The organism is Streptomyces sp. NPDC029956 (assembly GCF_055574655.1).
In genome coordinates, this window is record NZ_JBVHZJ010000008.1 from 211,715 (window position 1) to 233,162 (window position 21,448).

Annotated in this window: 20 protein-coding genes; 7 read left to right on the forward strand and 13 right to left on the reverse strand. The window is 71.3% G+C overall.

All coding sequences use genetic code 11. The annotated features are described in order from the left end of the window. Positions 1 to 18 precede the first annotated feature (18 nt). Genes ACZ4XX_RS09225 through ACZ4XX_RS09275 form a run of 11 tightly spaced genes read right to left on the reverse strand, consistent with a single transcriptional unit; the run spans position 19 to position 10,846 of the window. Positions 19 to 831, reverse strand: a complete 813-nt coding sequence (locus ACZ4XX_RS09225; RefSeq protein WP_468507307.1) for a hypothetical protein — start codon at positions 829 to 831, stop codon at positions 19 to 21. Next, entirely contained in the window at positions 828 to 1,343 is a 516-nt protein-coding gene (locus ACZ4XX_RS09230) for a hypothetical protein (RefSeq protein ID WP_468507308.1), read from the reverse strand. The genes ACZ4XX_RS09225 and ACZ4XX_RS09230 overlap by 4 nt, the downstream gene beginning before the upstream one ends. Then, entirely contained in the window at positions 1,340 to 2,614 is a 1,275-nt protein-coding gene (locus ACZ4XX_RS09235) for an MCE family protein (RefSeq protein WP_468507309.1), read from the reverse strand. The genes ACZ4XX_RS09230 and ACZ4XX_RS09235 overlap by 4 nt, the downstream gene beginning before the upstream one ends. After that, positions 2,611 to 3,816 (reverse strand): MCE family protein, encoded by a 1,206-nt coding sequence (locus tag ACZ4XX_RS09240; protein WP_468507310.1) that lies wholly within the window; start codon positions 3,814 to 3,816, stop codon positions 2,611 to 2,613. Before ACZ4XX_RS09240 ends, ACZ4XX_RS09235 begins: the two co-directional genes overlap by 4 nt. Further along, complete coding sequence (locus ACZ4XX_RS09245; protein ID WP_468507333.1) at positions 3,813 to 4,910, reverse strand: MCE family protein; 1,098 nt, start codon at positions 4,908 to 4,910, stop codon at positions 3,813 to 3,815. The genes ACZ4XX_RS09240 and ACZ4XX_RS09245 overlap by 4 nt, the downstream gene beginning before the upstream one ends. Next, on the reverse strand, positions 4,910 to 5,956 hold the full coding sequence (locus ACZ4XX_RS09250) for an MCE family protein (protein ID WP_468507311.1): 1,047 nt from the start codon (positions 5,954 to 5,956) through the stop codon (positions 4,910 to 4,912). The genes ACZ4XX_RS09245 and ACZ4XX_RS09250 overlap by 1 nt, the downstream gene beginning before the upstream one ends. Further along, complete coding sequence (locus ACZ4XX_RS09255; RefSeq protein WP_468507312.1) at positions 5,953 to 7,008, reverse strand: MCE family protein; 1,056 nt, start codon at positions 7,006 to 7,008, stop codon at positions 5,953 to 5,955. The genes ACZ4XX_RS09250 and ACZ4XX_RS09255 overlap by 4 nt, the downstream gene beginning before the upstream one ends. Next, the gene (locus tag ACZ4XX_RS09260; RefSeq protein ID WP_468507313.1) at positions 7,005 to 8,258 is read right to left on the reverse strand and encodes an MCE family protein; all 1,254 of its coding nucleotides are present in this window, start codon (positions 8,256 to 8,258) and stop codon (positions 7,005 to 7,007) included. Before ACZ4XX_RS09260 ends, ACZ4XX_RS09255 begins: the two co-directional genes overlap by 4 nt. Position 8,259: 1 nt before the next feature. After that, complete coding sequence (locus ACZ4XX_RS09265; protein ID WP_073902099.1) at positions 8,260 to 9,066, reverse strand: MlaE family ABC transporter permease; 807 nt, start codon at positions 9,064 to 9,066, stop codon at positions 8,260 to 8,262. A 5-nt stretch (positions 9,067 to 9,071) separates the two neighbouring features. Then, positions 9,072 to 9,836, reverse strand: coding sequence for an MlaE family ABC transporter permease (locus ACZ4XX_RS09270; RefSeq protein WP_468507314.1), 765 nt, complete (start codon positions 9,834 to 9,836; stop codon positions 9,072 to 9,074). Next, positions 9,833 to 10,846 (reverse strand): ABC transporter ATP-binding protein, encoded by a 1,014-nt coding sequence (locus ACZ4XX_RS09275; RefSeq protein WP_468507315.1) that lies wholly within the window; start codon positions 10,844 to 10,846, stop codon positions 9,833 to 9,835. Before ACZ4XX_RS09275 ends, ACZ4XX_RS09270 begins: the two co-directional genes overlap by 4 nt. Before the next feature lie 580 nt (positions 10,847 to 11,426). Between ACZ4XX_RS09275 and ACZ4XX_RS09280 the strand changes: the two genes are divergently transcribed. From ACZ4XX_RS09280 to ACZ4XX_RS09295, 4 genes are all read left to right on the forward strand, one after another. Further along, positions 11,427 to 12,062 carry a hypothetical protein gene (locus ACZ4XX_RS09280; RefSeq protein WP_468507316.1) on the forward strand — a complete coding sequence of 212 codons (636 nt, stop codon included), beginning with the start codon at positions 11,427 to 11,429 and terminating at the stop codon, positions 12,060 to 12,062. 131 nt (positions 12,063 to 12,193) lie between these two features. Next, complete coding sequence (locus tag ACZ4XX_RS09285; RefSeq protein WP_468507317.1) at positions 12,194 to 13,846, forward strand: DUF6801 domain-containing protein; 1,653 nt, start codon at positions 12,194 to 12,196, stop codon at positions 13,844 to 13,846. A gap of 120 nt (positions 13,847 to 13,966) precedes the next feature. Then, entirely contained in the window at positions 13,967 to 14,911 is a 945-nt protein-coding gene (locus tag ACZ4XX_RS09290; RefSeq protein WP_468507318.1) for a hypothetical protein, read from the forward strand. A gap of 217 nt (positions 14,912 to 15,128) precedes the next feature. Then, entirely contained in the window at positions 15,129 to 16,337 is a 1,209-nt protein-coding gene (locus ACZ4XX_RS09295; RefSeq protein ID WP_468507319.1) for a PucR-like N-terminal domain-containing protein, read from the forward strand. Positions 16,338 to 16,396: 59 nt separating this feature from the next. On the opposite strand, the gene ACZ4XX_RS09300 is transcribed toward ACZ4XX_RS09295, so the two are convergent. Continuing rightward, the gene (locus ACZ4XX_RS09300; RefSeq protein ID WP_468507320.1) at positions 16,397 to 17,770 is read right to left on the reverse strand and encodes a cytochrome P450; all 1,374 of its coding nucleotides are present in this window, start codon (positions 17,768 to 17,770) and stop codon (positions 16,397 to 16,399) included. 142 nt (positions 17,771 to 17,912) lie between these two features. Here ACZ4XX_RS09300 and ACZ4XX_RS09305 point away from each other — a divergent pair, with 142 nt between their 5' ends. Next, a complete protein-coding gene (locus tag ACZ4XX_RS09305; protein ID WP_468507321.1) occupies positions 17,913 to 18,380 on the forward strand; it encodes a VOC family protein in 468 nt (155 codons plus the stop codon). 68 nt (positions 18,381 to 18,448) lie between these two features. Next, a complete protein-coding gene (locus ACZ4XX_RS09310; protein ID WP_468507334.1) occupies positions 18,449 to 19,120 on the forward strand; it encodes a DNA alkylation repair protein in 672 nt (223 codons plus the stop codon). Positions 19,121 to 19,198: 78 nt separating this feature from the next. Here ACZ4XX_RS09310 and ACZ4XX_RS09315 read toward each other — a convergent pair whose 3' ends face one another. Next, complete coding sequence (locus ACZ4XX_RS09315) at positions 19,199 to 20,416, reverse strand: acyl-CoA dehydrogenase family protein (protein ID WP_468507322.1); 1,218 nt, start codon at positions 20,414 to 20,416, stop codon at positions 19,199 to 19,201. 162 nt (positions 20,417 to 20,578) lie between these two features. Between ACZ4XX_RS09315 and ACZ4XX_RS09320 the strand changes: the two genes are divergently transcribed. Then, on the forward strand, positions 20,579 to 21,226 hold the full coding sequence (locus ACZ4XX_RS09320; RefSeq protein WP_030316718.1) for a TetR/AcrR family transcriptional regulator: 648 nt from the start codon (positions 20,579 to 20,581) through the stop codon (positions 21,224 to 21,226). Positions 21,227 to 21,448: the final 222 nt, after the last annotated feature.

Sequence of the window (21,448 nt, forward strand, 5' to 3'; positions counted from 1 at the left end):
CCCGTCTCCCGCTCATGGTCAGCGGGCCTTGATGTCGACGATCAGCCACCGGTCGCCCTGGAACGTCGCGGTGACGGTGAGCTGGGCCGCCGCGGACGTGGCGGTCGGCTGGTCCTGACGCGCCCTGTCCTTCGGCGCCTTGTCCTTCTGCGTCTCGTCCCGAGGCGCGTCGCCCCGGCGTGAGGTCTGGTCGAGGAACACGAGGAGGCGCGCGCTGTCCCCGTCGAGTTCGATCACGCCGGTGCGGACGGTCTGGGTGCTGAGGGTGATGCGCTGCTCGACGAGCTTCGCGCGGACCTGGGCGAACAGGTCCGTGTACTGGCGGGCGGCGCGTCCGGCGAGGACGGTTCCGGCGGAACGCTCGACGGCGTCGTCGCTCGCGGGCGTGTAGGAGAAGATCCGGGCGAGGCCCTCTCCGACGTCACCGCCGACGCGGGCGGTGGCCCCGGCGTCGGTGAGCGCGTGGTTGCGCGCCGAGGGGGTGGACCGGAGCTGGTGGGCGCCGTAGAAGAGGGCGCTCCCGGTGAGGAGCAGCACGGCGACGGCCGCGGCCAGGGCGGCCTTCTGCCAAGCGGCGGGAAAGCGGCGGGCGGCGGCGTCCGCGGGTGCCTCGCCGTCCTCTTCGGTGGCCTGCGGGTCGCCCTCGCCGGTGACCTCCGGCTCCGTCCCTTCCGTGGCCTCCGGCTCGCCCTCGTCGGTGGCCTGCGGGTCGCCCCCGTCCGTGACCTCCGGCTCCACCTCGTCCGTGGCGTCCGGCTCCATCTCGTCCGTGGCCTCCTCGGCGGGTTCGGGTGCCCGGGACTTCGTCGTCCTGCGCAAGAGTCGCGTCATTCGTTCTCGTTCTCCTCGGCTCCGGCGACGGGGACCGCACTCAGCGCCGCGACCTTCCAGGTGTCCTCGCCGGTGCGCGTCAGGACCGCCTCCAGGCGCTTGCGGTCGGAGCTCGCGGCGCCGCCCCCGCGCGGGGTGACGTCGACGCGGACGGTCGCGATGAGTTTCGCCGTACCGGCTCTCGCGTCGAGCGCGGTGAGGGCCGCCTCGGTGACCGTGGCGCGCGCCGAGGCGCCCACCGCGGGTGCGGTGCGCCCCAGTTCGGTGCGGAGCGGTCCGGTGGACGCCTCGCGCCAGGCCCGGATGCCCGCTTCGGCGCGCTCGCGGGTCGAGGCGTCGAGCGAGTTGAGGACGGTGAGGCGGTCGCGGCCCTCGGCGAGTGCCGTGTCCCGCTCGCGGCCGAACGCGAGCCCCTCGTCGTCACGGGCCTGCGCGTAGGTCCAGGCGCCGGTGCCGCAGAAGCCCAGGGCGACGACGAGGGCGCCGGCCCCGAGGATCCGGCCGCGCCTCATCGGCTGCCTCCGGTGTTCAGGCCGAGGAGGCCGGCCATGTCCGTCGGCCCGCCGTTCTGGCCGGGCAGCGCGAGCGCGCCCGGCAGTGTCTGCCGGGTGTCCTTCGTGGTGCCGGCGCCGCCCGAGGGAAGGGACCCGGGCCGGGCCGGTACGGGCACTCCGCCGCCCTTCGGAGCGTGGGCCGAGCCGCGTACGTTGACCCCGGCCGCGGCGGAACCCGTGCAGGAGGCGCCGGTGTTGAGGGCGGGCGCGGTGCCCAGGTCGAGGCCGTTGCGGTAGCGCGTGGCGCCGTATCCCGTGGTGCAGGGCAGTGGCTTGAAGAAGGTGACGGCCATGCCGAAGTTCATGCGGCCTCCTTCGACGGCGGTGGCTCCGGCCGAGACGGCCGCCGGGTACTTCACGAACAGTTCCTCCATGCCGCGCTGCCGGGTGACGGCGATCTCCGAGGTGGTCAGGAGGTTGGCGAGGACGACGCTCAGGCTCGGGTCGAGATCGCGCAGGAGCCCGCTGATCTGGCCGGTCGCGTCGGGGGTGACGGCGAGGAGGCGGCGCAGGTCGCCGTCGGAGCCCTTGAGGGTGGTGGCCAGGGTGCGCGCGCCGGTGGCGAAGTCCCGGATGGCGCGGCTCTCCTCGGCCTGGGTGCGCAGGACGACCTCGCCGTCGTCGATGAGCCGGGTGGTGGCCGGCAGCGACGTGTCGGCCGCCTGGACGAAGCGGCTGCCGCTGTCGAGGAGGACCTGGAGGTCGTCGCCGTGGCCCTGGAAGGCCTTGCCGAGTTCGTCGACGACCGTGCGCAGGGAGTCCAGGGGTACGGAGCCGGTGAGGTCGTTCATGCTCGCGAGCACGTCGGTGACCGGCGCCGGTACCTGGGTGTCGGTCTGTTCGATACGGGCGCCGTCGGCGAGGAAGGGGCCGTCGTCGCTCTCGGGGCGCAGGTCGATGTACTGCTCGCCGACGGCGGAGAGTCCGGCGACCACGGCCCGCGCGTCGGCGGGGATCCTCGGAGCGGACTTCTTGATGCGCAGTTCGGCCACGACGCCTTCGGCGGTCAGGCCTATGTCGCCGACCCGTCCGACGGAGACGCCCCGGTAGGTGACGTCGGAGTGGGTGAACAGGCCTCCGGTGCGGGCGAGATGGACCCGCACGGTGTAGTGGTCGGCGACTCCGGCGTACCGGCCGAGGTCGGCGTAGCGGACGCCGACGAAGCCGAGGACGAGGACGGCGATGACGAGGAACGCGAGGTTCTTCAGCCGTGTGGTGCGGGTGATCACCGGGTCTCGCCTCCGTCCTTCGGCGGGGTGGCCGGGGGCAGCGGCAGGGGCGGGTTCGTGCTCGGGATCCCGGTGTTCGTGCCGGTTCCCCGGCGGGCGGCCGGGCCCGGGTCGGGTGTGGGCGTCGGGGTGGGGGTGGGCTCGGCCTTGGGGATCAACGGCGGGATCACGTCGGTTCCGGGGGCGGCGGCGAGGTGCAGATAGGTGTTGAGGTAGTCGCCCTTGACGCCCCGCAGCACCTCGTCGGTGAAGGGGTACGTGAGCAGCACCTGGAGCGATTCGGGCAGGTCGGCACCGGCGTCCGCGAGTGCCGTGAGGGTGGGCGCGAGGGCCTTGAGGTCGGCGACCATGTCCTTCTTGCTCGCGTCGATGGTGGTGACGGCGACCCCGGACAGGGTGTCCAGGGCGCGCAGCATGGTCAGCAGGGAACCCCGCTGGTTCTCCAGCGTCCTGAGTCCGGGCGAGAGTCCGGTGAGGACCGTGTCGACGTCCTTCTTGCGGCCGGCGAGGGTGGCGGAGAGCCGGTTGAGGCCGTCGAGGGCGCGGGTGATGTCGCCGCGGTGGGCGTCGAGGGTCGTCACGAGGGTGTTGACCCGCCTGAGCATCGAGCGGACCTCGGGTTCGCGTCCGCCGAGCGCCGCGTTGAGTTCGCGGGTGATGGTCTTGAGCTGGTTGACGCCGCCGCCGTTGAGGAGCAGGGACAGTGCGCCGAACACCTCCTCGACCTCGGTGTTGCGGCTGGTGCGGGCGAGCGGGATGACGCTGCCGTCGGTGAGCCGTCCGCCGTCGTTCTTCGGCGGGGCGACGAGCTGGATGTACTTCTCGCCCAGGAGGCTCGACTGTTCCAGGCGGGCGCCCGCGTCGGCGGGCAGCCGGACGTCGCCGTTGATCTTCAGGGTGACGCGGGCGGACCAGGTGTCGGTGCCGAGTTCGATGGCGGTGACGCGGCCGACGGCGACGTCGTTGACCTTCACCGCGGACTGCGGCACGAGGCTGAGGACGTCGTCGAGTTCGGCGGTGACCGTGTAGGGGTGGGAGCCGAGGTCGGCGCCGCCGGGCAGGGGCAGGTCCTCGATGCCGTCGAACCGGAAGGGGTTGCCGGGGGTCACGCCGAGGACGACGGCGAGTCCGACGCCGAGCGCGACCACGCCGACGGCTCCGGCTCCGGCCGCCCGCCGGGTGGGCGGGGTGGGGCGTCTCATCGCTCCCCCTCTCCGGTGGTCGTGGAGGCCGTGCCGGTCGGCGAGGCGCCGCCGGGTCCCATCGGGCCGCCTGCTCCCGGGGAGCCGCCGGTCGACGCGGAGCCGCCGCTGACCGGCAGCGGGAGCAGCGGTCCGCCCATGCTGATCTCGTTGAGGTTGGCGCGGCCGTCGAGGGTGCGGGTGTCCTTGTTGTACGCGTTGACGACGTTGCTGGCGGCGAGCGGGGCGACGTCGAGGGCCTCGGCGAGGGAGGCGCGCTGGTCGACGAGGGTCTGGGTGAGGGGGACGAGCCGGTCGACGTTCTTCTTGAGTTCGCCGCGGTTGTCCTTGATGAACGCCTTCACCTGGACGAGGGCCTTGCCGAGTTCCTTGAGGGCGCCGGCGAGGTCGTCCTTGTTCTCCGCGAAGTAGCCGACGACCTCGTCGAGGCGTTCCTGCGCGGTGCGGACGTCGCCGTCCTTCTCCTTGAGCATGGTGGTGAAGGTCTGCAGCCGGCCGAGGGTGGTGAAGAGGTCCTCGCTGCTGCCGTCGAGGGTCTTGGCGGCCTTGCCGAACTCCTTGATGGAGGTGCCGATGGATGCGCCGTTGCCCTTGAGGTTCTTCGCGCCGGTGTCGAGGAGTTCGGACAGGGCGCCGGTGGAGTTGGCGCCGTTCGGTCCGAGTGCCCGGCTCAGTTCGGTGATCGAGGCGTAGAGCTGGTCGATCTCGACGGGGGTGCGGTTGCGGGCGGCGGGCAGTTCCGCGCCGTCGGCGAGGGTGGGGCCGGTGCTGTACGCGGGGGTGAGCTGCACGTACCGGTCGGCGACGATGCTCGGGGCGACGACGAGGGCCCGGGCGCCGGCGGGGACGCGGACGCCCTCGTCGAGGAGGAGCCGGACGCGCACCCGGGTGCCCTGCGGCTCCACGGACTCGACCTCTCCGACCCGTACGCCGAGGACGCGCAGGTCGGAGCCGGCGTAGATGCCGACCGTACGGTCGAAGTAGGCGGTGATCCGGGTGCCGTCGTCGTCGAGGACGCGGACGGCGACGAGACCGCAGGCGGCGAGCAGCGCGAGGGCGAGCCCGGCGACGAGGGGTTTTCCGGGTCTGGTCATCATTCACCGCTCCCCTTGGCCGTCGCCTTCTGTTTCGGCGGCAGGCATCCGGTCGTGGGCTGTGAGGTCTCGGGCAGATAGGTACGGGGCACCACGCCGCACAGGTAGCTGTCGAACCAGCGGCCGCTGCCGAGGGTGTTGCCGACGAGCCGGTAGTACGGGCCGACGAGCGCGAGTGTCCTGTCGAGTCGGCCGCTGTTCTTCTCCAGGACTCCGGTGACGCGGCTGAGGGCCTTGAGGGTGGGGCCGAGCTGCCGGTCGTTGTCGCTCACGACGCCGCTGAGTTCGGCGCCGAGCGCCCTGCTGCCCTTGAGGAGGGCGCGGATGGCGTCGCGGCGCTTCTGGAGTTCGCCGAGCAGGGACCCGCCGTCCTCGATGAGGGTCTCGAAGCTGGACTTCTTGTTCTCCAGGGTCTTGGTGAACTTGCTGCTGTTCTCCAGGAGCCGGGCGAGTTCGGTGTCGCGCGCGGAGACGGACTTCGACAGTTCGGAGAGGCCGGTGGCGGCGTTGCGGACGTGCGGCGGTGAGTTCTTGAAGGTGTCGGAGATCGTCTCGAAGCTCTCGGCGAGCTGGGCGGTGTCGATGGCGTCGACGGTGCCGCTGAGGTCCTCGAAGGCCTGGGTGACGTCGTACGGGGAGGTGGTGCGCGACTGCGGGATGCGGGTTGCCGGGTCCTGCCGGTCGGCGCCCAGCGGGTCGAGCGCCAGGTACTTCTCGCCGAGGAGGGTCTTGATGGCGATGGCGGCGGTGGAGCGGTCGCCGACCCAGGCGTCGCCGACCTCGAACGTCACCTTGACCTTGGCCCCGTCGAGGGAGACCTCGGTGACCTCGCCGACCTTGACGCCGGCGATGCGTACCTCGTCGCCGGCGTCGAGTCCGGCGGCCTCGGAGAAGTCGGCGCTGTAGGTGGTGTCGTCGCCGACGAGGGGAAGGCGTTCCACGTTGAACGCCAGGGCGGCGAGCAGGGCGAGGAACAGGAGTCCGGCGACGGCCACGGCGACCGGGTTGCGTTCCCTGACCGGCTTGAACCGGGGGCGGGGGCTCATCCGCGGCACCTCGGTTCGGTCACGGCGATCCCGGTCGGCGGCTTCGAGCCGTCGGAGGTTCCCACGCCGGTCACGCGCGCCTCGCAGAGGTAGAGGTTGAACCATGATCCGTACGAGGAGAGCCGGGCCAGGGCGGTCATCTTGGCGGGGGTGTTGGCGAGGAAGGACTCGATGGCGGGGGTGTGCTCGCCGAGGGTGCCGGAGAGCCGGCCGAGTTCGCGGATGTCCTTCTTGAGGGGGGCCCGCGCCTCCTGGAAGAGGCCGGCGGTCGTCGTGGTGAGGGCGCCGACGGCCTGGACCGCCTCGCCGAGGGGTTTGCGGTCGGTGTTGAAGCCGGTGACGAGCTTCCGGAGGGTGACGACGAGGTCGTCGAAGGCGGCCTCGCGGTTGTTGAGGGTGGTGAGGACGGTGTTGAGGTGGGTGACGACCTGGCCGATGACCTTGTCCTTGGCGGCGACCGTCCTGGTGAGGGAGCCGATGTGGCGCAGCAGGCTGTCGACGGTGCCGCTCTCTCCCTGGAGGACCTGCACGAGTGATCCGGCGAGGTCGTTGACGTCGGCGGGCGAGAGGCCTTCGAAGAGCGGCTTGAACCCGTTGAAGAGCAGGGTCAGGTCGAGGGCGGGCGTGGTGCGGTCGAGCGGGATGGTGTCTCCGTCGTGCAGGGTGCCGGCCAGGTCGCCGCTGCCCCGGCCGAGGGAGACGTAGCGCTGGCCGACCATGTTGAGGTACTTCACGGCGGCGGTCGCGGAGCGGGGCACGGAGCGGTCCTCGCGGACCGCGAAGGTGACCTGGGCGGTGCGCCGTTCGACGACGCGTACGTCGGTCACCTCGCCGACCTTCACTCCGGCGATGCGCACGGAGTCGCCCTTGACGAGCCCGGTGACGTCGGTGAACAGCGCCTTGTACGAGCGGGTGGCCGAGCCGACGCCGGTGTTGGCGATGCTGAGGCCGAGGAGGGTGGTGGCCAGCGCAGTGACCAGGACGAACGCGAGGGACTTCAGGAGCGTGCCGGTCAGTCCGCGCCGGCGGGTGTGGGTGGGCCGCTTCGTCATCGGAGGGTCACCTCCGCGCCGCGGAACGCCGGGCCGACCAGGGTGCTGCTCCAGTCCGGGAGGTCGCCGGGCCGCTTCTTCGCCCCGGGGGCGAGGAGTTCGTTGACGAGGTCGTTCTCCTGCGGGGAGTTGGCGGGGCCGAGGTCCTGGCCGGCCGCGGCGGAGGCCCGTGCGGCGGGTGCGACCGGGATGCCGAGGTAGGGCACGGGGTAGCAGCGCGGGCCGCCGCCGGAGCCGTACGACGGTGTGTCGCGGCCGGGGACGTACGCACCGCGGGAGGGGACGGTGGTGACGTCGACGTGCAGTCCGGGCTGGTTCGTTCCCTTGCCGAGGGCCTTGTCCATCGCCGGTACGAACTGGGCGAGGGTGCGCAGGGTGCACGGGAAGGACGGCGCGTACTCGGCGAGCAGCTCCACGGTGGGACGGCTGGTGGCGCTGAGCCTGATGATGTTGTTCTTGTTCTGGCGCAGGAAGGCGGTCAGGTCCTGGGCCGTCCTGGTGGTGGCGCCGAGGGTGCCGGCGAGGTCGGCCTCCTTCTCGGCGAGGGTGCCACTGGTGGTGGTGAAGTCGGTGAGCGCCGTGACGATGTCCGGGGCTGCGTCGGCGTAGAGATGGCTGACCTTCACGAGTTCTTTCAGGTCGCGGGTGAGGGTGGGCAGTTGGGGGTTGAACTTCCGCAGGTGGGCGTCGAGCAGGGTGAGGGTGTCGCCGAGCTTGTCGCCGCGCCCCTCCAGTGCCTGGGAGACGGCCGACAGGGTCGCCGAGAGCTTCTGCGGCTGGACGGCGGTGAGCAGGGGCAGGACGTTGTCGAGGACCTGCTGGAGTTCGACGGCGTTGCTGGAGCGGTCCTCGGGGATGACGGCACCGGGTCCCAGCGGCTCGGCGGTGGAGCCGCCGGGCGGTACGAGGGCGACGAACCGTTCGCCGAAGAGGGTCGTGGGCAGCATCTGGGCGCGGACGTCGGACGGCACGTGGCGGAGGGTCCCGGGCCGCATGGCGAGGGTGAGCCTGGCTCCGCCGTCGGTGGCGTCGATGGCGCGGACCTCGCCGATGACGACGCCGCGGAGCTTCACCTCGGCGCCGAGGTGCATCTCGTTGCCGACGCTGCCGGTCTCGACGACGATCGGGTCGGAGTCGGTGAACTTCTTGTCGTAGACGGCGACCGCGAGCCAGGCGAGCAGGGCGGGTACCAGGAGGAAGACCACGCCGGCGAACCGGCGGCGCAGGGTCTCGGCACGTGAGTCGCTCATCTCACCCCGCCACCTTCACGGTCGTGGTCGCGCCCCAGAGGGCCAGCGACAGGAAGAAGTCGGTGACGCTGATCAGCACGATCGCGTTGCGTACGGAGCGGCCGACCGCGATGCCGACGCCGGCGGGCCCACCGGATGCCCGGAAGCCGTAGTAGCAGTGGGCGACGATCACCATCACGCTGAAGATCAGCACTTTCAGCACCGAGAGCAGGACGTCCGTCGGTGACAGGAAGAGGTTGAAGTAGTGGTCGTACGTGCCCTGGGACTGGCCGTTGAACAGGACCGTCACATAGCGCGAGGCCAGGTAGGAGGAGAGCAGGCCGATCGCGTACAGCGGGACGATGGCGACGACCCCGGCGATGATGCGGGTGGTGACCAGGTACGGCATGGAACGGATGCCCATGCCTTCCAGGGCGTCGACCTCCTCGTTGATGCGCATGGCGCCGAGCTGGGCGGTGAACCCGGCGCCGACGGTCGCGGAGAGGGCGAGTCCGGCGACGAGCGGGGCGATCTCGCGGGTGTTGAAGTAGGCGGAGACGAAGCCGGTGAACGCCGCGGTGCCGATCTGTTCGAGGGCGGCGTAGCCCTGGAGGCCGACGACGGTTCCGGTGAAGAGCGTCATCGCGATCATGACGCCGATGGTGCCGCCGATGACGCCGAGGCCGCCGGAGCCGAAGGCGACCTCGGCGAGCAGCCGTTGCACCTCCTTGAGGTAGCGGCGCAGGGTCCGCGGCACCCAGAGCAGGGCCTTGACGTAGAACAGGAGCTGGTCACCGGACCGGTCGAGCCAGACGAACGGGGAGGCCATCGGTCTCAGCCTCCCTTCGGCGGGACGATCTGCAGGTAGATGCCCGTCAGCACCATGTTCACGAAGAACAGCAGCATGAAGGTGATGACGACGGACTGGTTGACGGCGTCGCCGACCCCCTTGGGTCCGCCGCGGGGGTTGAGTCCCCGGTAGGCGGCGACGATGCCGGCGATGAACCCGAAGATCAGCGCCTTGAGTTCGCTGATGTAGAGGTCGGGCAGTTGAGCGAGCGCGGAGAAGCTGGAGAGGTAGGCGCCGGGGGTGCCGCCCTGGAGGATGATGTTGAAGAAGTAGCCGCCGAGCGTGCCGACGACGGAGACCATGCCGTTGAGCAGCACGGCGACCGCCATGGTGGCGAGGACGCGCGGGACGACCAGCCGCTGCACGGGCGAGACGCCCATGACCTCCATCGCGTCGAGCTCCTCCCGGATCTTGCGGGAGCCGAGGTCGGCGCAGATCGCGGAGCCGCCGGCGCCGGCGATCAGGAGGGCGACGATGAGGGGGCTGGCCTGCTGGATGACGGCGAGGACGCTGGCACCGCCGGTGAACGACTGGGCCCCCAACTGCTGGGTGAGGGAGCCGACCTGGAGGGCGATCACGGCGCCGAACGGGATGGAGACGAGCGCGGCCGGCAGGATGGTGACGCTCGCCACGAACCAGAACTGCTCGACGAACTCCCGGAACTGGAAAGGGCGTCGGAAGACGGCCCCGGCGACTTCGGCGGCGAGGGCGAAGAGCCGGCCGGTCTGCCGCAGTGCGCCGGTGATCACGAGCCGCTCCCGGTGAGCCGCTGCCGCTGGGGCAGGGTGTACGCCGCGTCCCTGGCGTAGGTGTCGCGGATGGCGGCCTGGGCGGCGGGCGGCAGCCGGTCGAGCATGCCGAGGACGCGCTCCCGGCGGCGTCCGACCGCCGCGCGCGTCGGGAGACCGGGCGAGGGCTCCAGCTGCGGGACGATCACCCGGGGCGCCGCCGGGAAGGTGGCGGGGTTGTCCAGTTCGGCGGCGAGCAGGGCGGCGTCCTTCTCCTCGGACATGCCGATGGGGCCTTCGCGGCGGCCTGCGAGGAACTGGGTGACGACCGGTTCGTCGCTGGTGAGGAGCACCTCGCGCGGGCCGAAGGTGACCAGGTTGCGCCGGAAGAACATCCCCATGTTGTCGGGGACCGTGGCGGCGATGTCCAGGTTGTGGGTGACGATCAGCATCGTCGCGTCGATGCGCGCGTTGAGGTCGATGAGCAGCTGCGACAGGTACGCGGTGCGGACGGGGTCGAGCCCGGAGTCCGGTTCGTCGCAGAGGACGATCTGCGGGTCGAGCACCAGGGCACGGGCCAGGCCCGCACGTTTGCGCATGCCGCCGCTGATCTCGCCCGGCAGCTTGCCCTCCGCGCCCAGCAGGCCGACGAGTTCGATCCGCTCCATGACGATGCGCCGGATCTCGGACTCCCGCTTGCGGGTGTGCTCGCGCAGCGGGAAGGCGATGTTGTCGAACAGGGTCATGGAGCCGAAGAGGGCGCCGTCCTGGAACATGAGGCCGAAGAGTTTCCGGGTCTCGTAGATGTCCCGTTCCGGGCTGCTCACCATGTCGACACCATTGATGAGAACGCGGCCCTGTTGAGGTTTGAGCAGTCCGATGAGCGATTTCAGGAAGACCGTCTTACCGGTACCGGAAGGGCCGAGCATCACGCTCACCTCTCCGGCCGGCAAGGTCAGGGTCACGTCCTGCCAGATATTCTGCTTGCCGAAGGACATGGTCAGCCCCTCAACGACTACCTCGATTCCCATCCCACCTCCAGCAAGCATGCGTCGGGGGTGCGCCGCGGGCGCACGTTAAGTCGGTGCGGATCACTTGGACAAGAGGTGTGGCGCAAAATCCTTGATCCGCTCCTGTATTTGTCACCGCGGAGACAAAGCCCTGGTTCGACTTTGTCTGCACGGAGATACACGGACGGGCCGACCTGCGACTCTGGTCGTCGCCCCGGGAACGTTACGACCGAGTAACCTCCCCCGGCAATACCGGATCCGGAGTTTTCGGCGACAGATGGCGGAAGGCCGGGCATTTATCAGGCGGGAGACAATCTCATTCCGCCGCTTGTCACCGGGGAGAGCAATGCTGAATCCAGCCACCCCTGATCGATCATAATTGTCGACATTGCGCACCGCGGAACCAAGGCGATTCCGGCCACCGCTCACCCGCTTGACAGGCAATTAGCCTTCTTCAAAGAATCATGGACAGCGGCATTGTTCAGCTAAGTTTCTCGCAAGTAACGTCTGGTTTCGCGGCCGAGAAATACCGGGCCGCCGGCCGCTCCCCCACCGCGGTCGCACCCTCAGCTGGTCAATCCCCAAGGAGAGTCCGGGACCCATGAAGAACCAGATCAGAAACTTCGCCGTCGTCGCCGGGGCGGCCACCGCCGCGTTCGCCCTCGCCGCCGGCCCCGCCTCGGCCGTGCCCTCGACGGTCTGGACCGTCAACCCGACGCCCGCCAGCTTCACCGCGACCAACAGCGGCAACGTCGTCCTGAGCGTCAACGGCATCGCCATGACGTGTACGAACTCGAAGGCCTCGGGCACCATGGCGAGCGCCACCGGCAACCCGGCGACCGTCGCCTCCATCAGCGCCATCGCCTTCGGCGCCACCGGCGCGCCCTGCACCAGCGTCCTGGGCAACGTGACCACCGTCGCGACCACCCCGTGGACCGTCGTGGCACAGGACTACACCGCCGCGACCGGGGTCACCAAGGGCTACGTCGGCAACGTCGACGCCAAGGTGACGGTCGGCGCCTGCGTCTTCCGCGTGACGGGCAAGGCCTCCGGCACGTACACCAACTCGACGGGCAAGCTGGCGGTCAACAGCGTCACCGGCGAGCTCACCGTCGTCTCCTCGACCAACTGCGGCTCCGCCGTCCCGGTCGGCGCCAAGCCGCTCTTCAAGGGCGACTACCTGGTCAAGGTGGCCAACACGACCACCATCCCGACGATCGTCGGCTCCAACCCGTAGGGCGCGAGAGCCCGCGTCCGCCCGGCCGGTGACCCCGGCCGGGCGGACGCGGGCCGTCCGTGCCCCCGACGGCCTTCCCTTCGCGCCCGCGCACCCGACGCTCGCGCGCACAATTCCGAGCGGAGCACCAGATGAGAGGCCAGCGAGCCGCCCTGCGGCCCTCCCGCGCCCAGACGCGTGGCGCGGCGATCGCCGCGCTCGTGGCACTCGCCCCCCTTCTCCCCGCGGCTGCCGTGGCCCTGGGCTCACACGAGGTCGACACCCGGCTCCCCTACCTCTGCACCCTGCCCTCGGGCCCGCAGACCGCGACGGTACGGATCAGGGCGACCGTCCCCGACCGGGCGACCGTCGGCGAGACGATCGAGGCCGCCGACGTCAGCACGACACTGGAACTCCCGGCCGCGGTCGCGGCCGAGCTCACCGCCCTCGAGGCCGCCACGGTACGGGCGGAGACGACGCTCACGGTCGGCGTGGGCCAGAACGGCGCGCGTACGGACGTCACATGGCTCGGCACGGCCCGACCCGCCGCCGTCCCCGCCGAAGGCCCGCTCACGCTCACCGGCACCGGCGACGTCCCCGCCCTCACGACGGGCACCACCGGCGACCTGACCCTCACCGCAGGAAACCTCGTAGTCGGCCTCGCCCCGAGCAAGGCCGACGGTACGCCCACCAGTCCGGCGTCCCTCTCCGTCAGCTGCGTCCCCGGGCCGGACACGGAAGGCCGGACGGCGCTCGCCGCGATCCCCGTCACGCCGGGCTCCGCCGCCACCACGAGCCCTGGCACGCCGTCCACTCCTCCGACCGCCCCGTCCTCGCCCGCGCCCCCCTCCCCCTCGTCCTCGTCCTCGTCCTCGGCCGCCCCCTCCGGACGGCCGTCGTCGACCCCGGCCGGCCGGGAGACCGCGGGCGGAGCAACCGGAGCACCGCCCGACCCGGCGTCCGCCACGGACGCAGGCAAGGGCCCGAGGGTGGCCACCGAGAACCCGCCCGGCACCGCCGGACGCCCGAAGGCACCGCCCTGCGTCACCGAGAAGCCGACCTCCACCTCGCTCTCCGCGTACATCACCGGCTACTCCAACGTGCGCAAGCTCGACGGAGCCTCGCTCATCCCGGTGTCCTGCGTGCAGCTCGAACAGGGCGAGCCGGTGATCGACTTCCGCCCGGACGGCACCCTGCACCTGCTCCAGAAGTCGGAGGGCTCGCTCCGGTACCAGGGGCGCAGGCAGTCCCCGCCCTTCACGTCCACCTTCCTGACCTTCGGCTTCGCGCCCACCACGGCGACCCTGGTGCTGGAGCAGGCGGGACCCCTGATCGTCGAGTCGGACGTCCTCCTCGTCTTCCCCGACAACATCGCGGAGACCTACATCCGGGTCCCTCTCGTCCTGCGCGTTCTCGCCGTCGAGGTCAACGGCACCCCGCTGGACGTCGGCCCCGACTGCCGCACGGTCACACCGCTCAGCTCCCCCGAGCCCCAGCCCTCCAAGTACCCCGGTGACCACCTGGTGCTGCTCGGCAAGGGACAGCTCCTCAACGGCACCGACGCCACCGGCTACGTCCTCACCAGTGGCGGCCCGCTCACCGGCGAGGTGACGGTCCCCGCGTTCAAGGGCTGCGGCGCCGGCGGCGAGAACCTCGACCGCCTCCTCACCGCTTCCATCTCCGGCCCCGGCAACCACATCAGGCAGATCCAGGGCCAGACCTGCGCGGTGGGCGTGGAGGTGCCCACCGAGGGCCAGTGCACCGCGGACCGCCAGCCGTACGTGGTCCCCAAGCCCGAGCGCTGAGCCCGCGCACCCGGTCAGCCCCGGCCCGCCCCCGGTCCGTCGCCCCCCGCGCTCCCTCGCTCCACCCCCCGTACCCCCGTACCCCCGTACCCCCGTACCCCCTCGACGAAAGGCACCGTCATGCCCCTCGCCTCCTCCCGTACGCGCCTCGCCACGCTCTCCGCCCTGACGGCACTCGGCGCCTTCGCCTCCATCGGGTCGGCCACCGCCGCCGACCCGCAGCTGAACGGCAGTTGGGGGCCGTCCAGCCGCTGCCCCGTCGACGCGGGGGCGATGCTCGCCGCGGACGGCCTCGACACCTCGCCGCAGTGCGTCGTGTCGTACTCCACCAGTGGCTCCATCAAGCTGGGCAACACGACCGTGACGACCGGGAGCACCAACCTCCAGATCGGCGTCGTCCAGAACCCCGACGGCACCAGCACCGTCGCCGCCCCGGCCGGCGGCGCGCTCATCGCCGCCCCGGCCACCGTCCCCGGCGGGCTCCTGGGCCTGATGTGTCCCAGTGACATCCCGTTCATCTCCGACATCTGCCGGCAGCTGACCGACGCCAGACTCAACAAGATCACCGCGACCATGGAGTCGGTCGGCACCCCCTCGGACTTCGACCAGATCGCGGGCGTCCTCACCGACAAGCCGATCGTCTCCATCCCGGTCCGCATCCGCCTGGAGAACCCCTTCCTCGGCGGCAACTGCTACATCGGGACGAAGGCGAACCCGATCATCCTGCGCCCGAGCAACCTCACCTCGCCGGACTTCGGCGTGGAACGCTTCAACGGCGACGGCTCCCCGAACGAGGAGGGCGACATGAGCCGCCTCAACATCCTCGGCTCCACCCAGAGCGACAAGACCTTCGCCGTCCCCGGTGCCAGCGGCTGCGGCCTCGGCTGGTTCGGTCTGATCGACGCCGCCGTCAACCTCAAGACCGGGCTGCCCTCCGCCGCAGGCAAGAACAGCCTCACCCTCAACAACACCCAGACCCACCTGACGGGCCTCTTCGCCCCCGGTCTCGCCGCCCCCGACGCGGGCAGGACGCTCTCCCGGAACTGGCACTCGGCAGTCCGGTAACAGCCACCCAAGGGCGATTCCCGGCCTACTAGGTAAGCGCGTACCCCTCCGGCACGCCAACTCTTGCTCAACGTGTGTACAGCACACAGCAGTTGACTTAGCTTCAGCATTCCACGTAGGTACGCACCTGACGACCACGGCGGCGCCCACCACGCCAGGCTTGGGCTCCGCACCGTCGCTCCCCCACCGGTCGCGTAGGAGAGCAAGGGATCGGTTCATGCCCGCAATCACCCAGTCGCCGGACATCGGTGAACCGCTCGAACCGCTCCCCAGGGAGTTCGCCGCCCTGATGAGGCCGGAGATCCCCGGTCTCATCAGGGAGATCGGCATGGAGGTCCAGCGGACCTACCCCGTGTACGCCCATCTCTTCAACGGGCCGCACTCGGACGCGATCCGACAGGGTGTGGAGCAGGCGCTCGCCGCCTTCGTGGAGCGGGTCGCCGACCCCGGGACGAACTCGGCCCTCAGGGACGAACTCCTCCGCAAGTTCGGCCGGGTGGAGGCCTACGAGGGCCGCGACCTCGACACGTTACTGGGCGCCTACCGCCTGGGCGCGCGCGTCGCGCTGCGCCGGGCCAAGATCATCGGACGTACGTACAACCTCTCCCCCACCCTGATCCTCGCCTTCGCGGACGCCCTCTTCGCCTACGTCGACGAGCTGGAGGCCCTGTCCCGCGAGGGCTACGTCATGGTGCAGACCCGCGCGGTGTCCGATGTGGCCGCGCTGCGAAGACAGTTACTCCACCTGGTCGTCGCCGGCCCCCCGCTGCCCCGGGCGACGATCGCCGAGCTGTGCCGGGACGCCTCCTGGCAGCTCCCCGCCGAGTGCACCCTGGTAGCCCTCCGCCCGCCGCTCGCCGAACTCGTGCAGGCGGGGCTCGACCGGGACGTCCTCGCCGACCTCAGCCTGCCCCAGCCGTATCTGCTGATCCCCGGCCCGCTGACCGCCGACCGCCTCGCGATGCTCGGCTCCGCCCTGGCCGGCACCCCCGCCGTCGTCGGTCTGACCGTGCCCCCGGCGCAGGCCGCCCACTCCATCCGCTGGGCCCGGCGCGTCCTCCAGCTGATCGACGACGGCGTCGTCGCCGACGCGCCCCTCGTGCACTGCGAGGACCACCTGACAACGTTGTGGCTACTGTCCGACCCGGCCCTGGTGACCCAGCTCGCGCAGCGTGAACTCGCCCCGCTCGACGAGCTGTCCGGCACCCGGCGCGACCGGCTGATCGAGACCCTGCGGGTCCACATCTCCACCCGGGCGCCCGCCGAACAGGTCGGCGAGATGCTCGGCGTGCACGCCCAGACGGTCCGCTACCGGCTGCGGAACCTGGACAGCCACTTCGGCGACCGGCTCCTCGATCCCGAGCACCGGTTCGCCCTCGAAGCGGCCCTGCGCGCGCTCCATCTCGGCGGGAAGCGGAGGGACTGAGCCAGGGCCGGGGCCGCGGCAGCGTCCGCGCGTCGCGGCCCGGCCGTCACGACGCCCGTCTACGCCGTCCTGGGCGTGAGGCGGCAGCGGGCCGGGCCCGCCGCCCGCAGGGTGATCGCGGGCACGACGGGCACCACGGTGTCGACGGCCTCGACGTCGTACCGCTGGAGGATCATCGCCAGGGCGATCACCGACTCCAGCATCGAGAAGTGCTGGCCGATGCACGCGCGCGGGCCGCCGCCGAAGGGGAACCAGGCGTAGCGGGGGCGGGCGGCCTCCGCCTCGGGCGTGAAGCGGTCGGGGTCGAAGCGCTCCGCGTCCTCCCAGTAGTCCGGGTGGCGGTGGGTGACCCAGGGGGCGACGATGACGTCCGCGCCGGCCGGGACGGCGACGCCGCCGATCCGGGTGGCGGCGACGGCGCGGCGCCCGATGGCCGGGGCGGCCGGGAAGAGCCGCATGGCCTCCTTGAGGACCCGGGTGACGTACGGCAGGGCGTCGAGGTCCGCGGCGCCCGGGGTCCGGCCGGCGAGGACGCGGTCGACCTCCTCGTGGGCGCGCTTCCGCTCCTCGGGGTGGAGGGCGAGGAGGTGGAGGGCGAAGCCGAGGGAGGTGGCGGTGGTCTCGTGGCCGGCGAGCAGGAAGACGAGGACCTGCTCGCGCAGCTCGGTCGCGTCGAAGCTGCCGTCCTCGGCGCTCTCGGCCTCGACGAGGAGGGTCAGCAGGTCCTGGCCGTCGCCGGACGTCGGGCCGGAGCCGCGGCGCTCGGCGATGATGCGGTCGCAGACCTCGTACAGCGCCCGGTGGACGGCGGCGGCGCGGCGGTTGCCGGGGGTGGGCCAGTCGCGGGGGACGTTGAGCGGGGAGTAGCCGCGGCGCAGGACGTAGGCGCCGACGTCGGGGAAGTTGTCCTCGACGATCTGGACGGCCGCGTCGACGTCCGTGCCGAAGAGGATGCGGGCGACGGCGCGCAGGGAGAGGCGGGTCATGTCCTGGAGGACGTCGACGGACTCGGCGCCGGCGTCCCGCCACTCGTCGGTGAGGGTGGTGACCTCGGTGGCGACGGCGGCGGCGTAGCCGTCGACCCGGCGGCGGGTGAAGAGGGGCTGGACGAGCCGGCGCTGGCGGAGGTAGTCCTCGTCCTGACTGGTGAGCAGCCCGTTGCCGAAGGACTCGCGGACCTCCTGGTAGAAGGCGTTGTCCTTGCGGAAGTTGGCCGATTCCCCGGCGAGGACCTGCTGGACGCCCTCGGCGGAGAAGACGCAGTAGACGGTGGCGCGGATCCCGGGCGGGCCTGCGGTGATCCGTACGACGTCGCCGTGGTCGCGGCGGGCGCGGAGGAAGGTGCCCAGGGAGTCGTTCTTGAGGTCGAACAGGGAGCCGAGCAGCGGAAGTCCCCCGAGTTCGGGCGCTTCGGTACCGGTGGTGATGGCCATGAACGGTTCTCCTCGATCGTCACCTGACGGGCGATTGTCCCGCAGTAAGTGACTCACGGGTAGCGAAGCCGGAACAGCAGACCGAATGTGGCCTGTTGGCTCGATCCGGGCGGCTGTCAGTGGTCTCTGAGAGGCTCGCCCCATGGAGCGACCCGAGATGACCCTGCAACTGACCATCGACTGCGCGGACCCGCAGCGCCTGGTGCCGTTCTGGCTGGAGGCCCTGCGCTACATCCCCGATCCGCCGCCCGAGGGCCACGCCAGCTGGCGGGCCTACTGGGAGGCGATCGGCGTCCCCGAGGACGAGCTGGGCGAGGACGCCGGAGAGCTCCCGGAGTCCATCGTGGACCCGAAGGGCGTGGGCCCCCGGGTCTGGTTCCAGCGGGTCCCTGAGCCGAAGACGGTCAAGAACCGCGTCCACCTGGACCTGAAGGTCGGCGGCGGCCGCGGGGTGCCGCTCGCCCTGCGCCGCGAGCGGGTGGACGGCGAGGTGACGCGGCTCACGGCCCTCGGCGCGACGATCCTGTACGCGATGGACGAGCCGAACGGCATGGACTACTACGCGGTGGTCCTCCAGGACCCCGAGGGGAACGAGTTCTGTCTCGTCTGACGTCCGCCCGGCAGGGCCGGACGGGGTTCGTGACGGCATCGCTGGATGACGAGGAACAGGAGACCGAGGTGGCCGGGACGACGGTGGCCGAGGTGATGGCCGAGCTGGCCGCGCTGGAGGACCCGAAGGCGCGCGCGGTGAACGAGAGACACGGTGACGACCACGGTGTGAACCTCGGGAAGCTGCGCGCGCTCGCGAAGCGGCTGAAGACTCAGCAGGACCTCGCGGAGCGGCTCTGGGAGACGGGCGACGGCGCGGCGAGACTGCTGGCGCTGCTGATCTGCCGCCCGAAGGCCTTCGGGCGGGACGAGCTGGACGCCATGGTCCGTGAGGCGCGCACGCCCAAGGTGCACGACTGGCTCGTGAACTACGTGGTGAAGAAGAGCCCGCACGCCGAGGAGCTGCGCCTGGCGTGGACCGCCGATCCGGATCCGGTGGTCGCGAGCGCCGGGTGGGCCCTGACCACCGAGCGGGTCGCGAAGAAGCCCGACGGTCTCGACCTCGACGGGCTGCTCGACGTCGTCGAGGCGGAGATGAAGGAGGCCCCGGACCGTCTGCAGTGGGCGATGAACCACTGTCTGGCCCAGATCGGGATCGAGCACCCCGAGCAGCGCGGCCGCGCGCTGGACATCGGTGAGCGCCTGGAGGTCCTCAAGGACTACCCGACGCCCCCGGGCTGCACGTCTCCGTACGCGCCGGCCTGGATCACCGAGATGGTGCGCCGCCGAGAGGGGGCGTGACGCGGTCCGGGTCCGGGCGGCTCCGCGGTGGACGGGAAGGGTGACACCCTCCGCGGAGCCGGACCGGCCTCGGCCAGGTCACCTGGCGATGGCGCGGCTGATCACCATGCGCTGGATCTCGCTGGTGCCCTCGAAGATCGTGTAGATGGCCGCGTCGCGGTGCATGCGCTCCACCGGGTACTCGCGGGTGTAGCCGTTGCCGCCGAGGATCTGGATGGCCTGGGCCGTGACCGTCTTGGCGACCTCGCTGGCGTACAGCTTGGACATGGAGCCCTCGGCCGCCGTGAAGGGCTTGCCGGCCGTCGCCATCCAGGAGGCGCGCCAGACGAGGAGGCGGGCCGCGTCGATCTGGGTGGCCATGTCGGCGAGCTGGAAGGCAACGCCCTGGTTCTCGATGATCGGGCGGCCGAACTGGACGCGGGTCTTCGCGTAGTCCAGGGCGACCTCGTACGCGGCGCGTGCGGTGCCGACGGCCATGGCGCCGACCGCCGGGCGGGAGGCCTCGAAGGTGGCCATGGCGGCGTTCTTCACGCGCTCGCCGCCACCGGACCTGGCCTTCTCGCGGGCCCGGGCCAGGCGCTCGTCCAGCTTCTCCTTGCCGCCGAGGAGGCAGTGGCCGGGGACGCGGACGTCCTCCAGGACGACCTCGGCGGTGTGGGAGGCGCGGATGCCGTGCTTCTGGAACTTCTGGCCCTGGGAGAGACCGGGGGTGTTCGGCGGCACGATGAAGGAGGCATGGCCCTTCGAGCCGAGCTCGGGGTCGACGACCGCGACGACGACGTGGACGTTGGCGATGCCGCCGTTGGTGGCCCAGGTCTTGGTGCCGTTGAGCACCCACTCGTCGGTGGCCTCGTCGTACACCGCGCGGGTGCGCATCGAGGCGACGTCCGAGCCGGCGTCGGGCTCGGACGAGCAGAACGCGGCGACCTTGACGTCGTTCGCGTCGCCGTACATCTGCGGGACCCAGGTACCGATCTGCTCCTCGGTGCCGTTGGCGAGGACGCCGACGGCGGCGAGGCCGGTGCCGACGATGGAGAGCGCGATGCCGGCGTCGCCCCAGAAGAGCTCCTCCATCGCCATCGGGATGCCGAGACCGGTCGGGTCGAAGAACTGCTGGGCATAGAAATCGAGCGAGTAGATGCCGATCTTGGCCGCTTCCTGGATGATCGGCCAGGGAGTCTCCTCACGCTCGTCCCATTCGGCGGCCGCGGGGCGCATCACATCGGCGGCGAAGCCGTGGAGCCAGTCGCGGACCTGCTTCTGGTCATCGTTGAGTTCGAGCGTGAACTCGCCCATATTCCCTCCCAGCTGTACGTTACTTGCGGTAACACCAGTGTGTTACCGGTGGGTATGGGCTGTCAACCTGCGGTGGAGCGGTTCGGCCCGACCGGCAGCGGACACCGGCCGGGTGTTACGTTGCGACAGCCTCACGAATCGCACGGGCGGGGAGACACGCATATGGACATCGCACACCGGACCACCGACCAGCAGACGCCCGCCGAACAGCGGCGACGCGAACTGCTGGAGGCGGCGGACCGGGTGGTGCTCCGGGACGGCCCCAAGGCGTCCATGAACGCGATCGCGGCGGAGGCGGGCATCACCAAGCCGATCCTCTACCGCCACTTCGGCGACAAGGGCGGCCTCTACCGCGCCCTCGCCATCCGGCACACGGACGCCCTCCTCGCCGCCCTGCGGGCCGCGCTCGACGCGCCGTCCGACCGCCGCCGCCGCGTCGAATCCACCCTCGACACCTACCTCGCCTCGATCGAGGCGCTGCCCCAGGTCTACCGCTTCCTCATGCACCCGGCGGAGGAGTCGCACCAGACCGAGCAGGGCTTCGACGTCGGCCGCCACTCCGCGCCGCTGCTCCGGCGGATGGGCGAGGAGCTCGGCCAGGTCATCGCCGAGCGCGTGGACCTCGGCCCCGGCGCCGACGCCCAGGCCCGGATCTGGGGGCACGGCATCGTCGGCATGATGCACGCGGCCGGCGACTGGTGGCTCGGCGAGCGCCCCTGCTCCCGCGCCGACCTCGTCCGCAGCCTGGCCGACCTGCTGTGGGGCCGCCTCGCGCAGGCCCCGGACCTCCCCGGCGGCCCGGGCTTCTAGCCGATCGCCGGGGCCCCACGGGCCCCGGCGCGCCAGAGCCGACGCCCGGAGACCCCGGCCCGGGCCCGGCGCCCAGGACCCCCGGCGCCCCGGGGCCCGTGGGGCCGACACCGTACTGGCGGGGGGTGGGGACCCCGGAAGGAAGGGGGGACAGACCCACCAGAACCCCCAACCCCCCCACCACCCCCCCCACAGATGTCCGTAGGGCGGAAAGGGTAGAAA

What these genes read in the sequence shown, in the direction of transcription:
- ACZ4XX_RS09260 (WP_468507313.1), bottom strand. Translation starts at nt 8,258, where the DNA reads ATGAGCGACTCACGTGCCGAGACCCTGCGCCGCCGGTTCGCCGGCGTG.
- ACZ4XX_RS09280 (WP_468507316.1), top strand. Translation starts at nt 11,427, where the DNA reads ATGAAGAACCAGATCAGAAACTTCGCCGTCGTCGCCGGGGCGGCCACC.
- ACZ4XX_RS09245 (WP_468507333.1), bottom strand. Translation starts at nt 4,910, where the DNA reads ATGACCAGACCCGGAAAACCCCTCGTCGCCGGGCTCGCCCTCGCGCTG.
- ACZ4XX_RS09305 (WP_468507321.1), top strand. Translation starts at nt 17,913, where the DNA reads ATGGAGCGACCCGAGATGACCCTGCAACTGACCATCGACTGCGCGGAC.
- ACZ4XX_RS09240 (WP_468507310.1), bottom strand. Translation starts at nt 3,816, where the DNA reads ATGAGACGCCCCACCCCGCCCACCCGGCGGGCGGCCGGAGCCGGAGCC.
- ACZ4XX_RS09265 (WP_073902099.1), bottom strand. Translation starts at nt 9,066, where the DNA reads ATGGCCTCCCCGTTCGTCTGGCTCGACCGGTCCGGTGACCAGCTCCTG.
- ACZ4XX_RS09315 (WP_468507322.1), bottom strand. Translation starts at nt 20,416, where the DNA reads ATGGGCGAGTTCACGCTCGAACTCAACGATGACCAGAAGCAGGTCCGC.
- ACZ4XX_RS09275 (WP_468507315.1), bottom strand. Translation starts at nt 10,846, where the DNA reads ATGGGAATCGAGGTAGTCGTTGAGGGGCTGACCATGTCCTTCGGCAAG.
- ACZ4XX_RS09250 (WP_468507311.1), bottom strand. Translation starts at nt 5,956, where the DNA reads ATGAGCCCCCGCCCCCGGTTCAAGCCGGTCAGGGAACGCAACCCGGTC.
- ACZ4XX_RS09285 (WP_468507317.1), top strand. Translation starts at nt 12,194, where the DNA reads ATGAGAGGCCAGCGAGCCGCCCTGCGGCCCTCCCGCGCCCAGACGCGT.
- ACZ4XX_RS09300 (WP_468507320.1), bottom strand. Translation starts at nt 17,770, where the DNA reads ATGGCCATCACCACCGGTACCGAAGCGCCCGAACTCGGGGGACTTCCG.
- ACZ4XX_RS09320 (WP_030316718.1), top strand. Translation starts at nt 20,579, where the DNA reads ATGGACATCGCACACCGGACCACCGACCAGCAGACGCCCGCCGAACAG.
- ACZ4XX_RS09290 (WP_468507318.1), top strand. Translation starts at nt 13,967, where the DNA reads ATGCCCCTCGCCTCCTCCCGTACGCGCCTCGCCACGCTCTCCGCCCTG.
- ACZ4XX_RS09225 (WP_468507307.1), bottom strand. Translation starts at nt 831, where the DNA reads ATGACGCGACTCTTGCGCAGGACGACGAAGTCCCGGGCACCCGAACCC.
- ACZ4XX_RS09255 (WP_468507312.1), bottom strand. Translation starts at nt 7,008, where the DNA reads ATGACGAAGCGGCCCACCCACACCCGCCGGCGCGGACTGACCGGCACG.
- ACZ4XX_RS09230 (WP_468507308.1), bottom strand. Translation starts at nt 1,343, where the DNA reads ATGAGGCGCGGCCGGATCCTCGGGGCCGGCGCCCTCGTCGTCGCCCTG.
- ACZ4XX_RS09295 (WP_468507319.1), top strand. Translation starts at nt 15,129, where the DNA reads ATGCCCGCAATCACCCAGTCGCCGGACATCGGTGAACCGCTCGAACCG.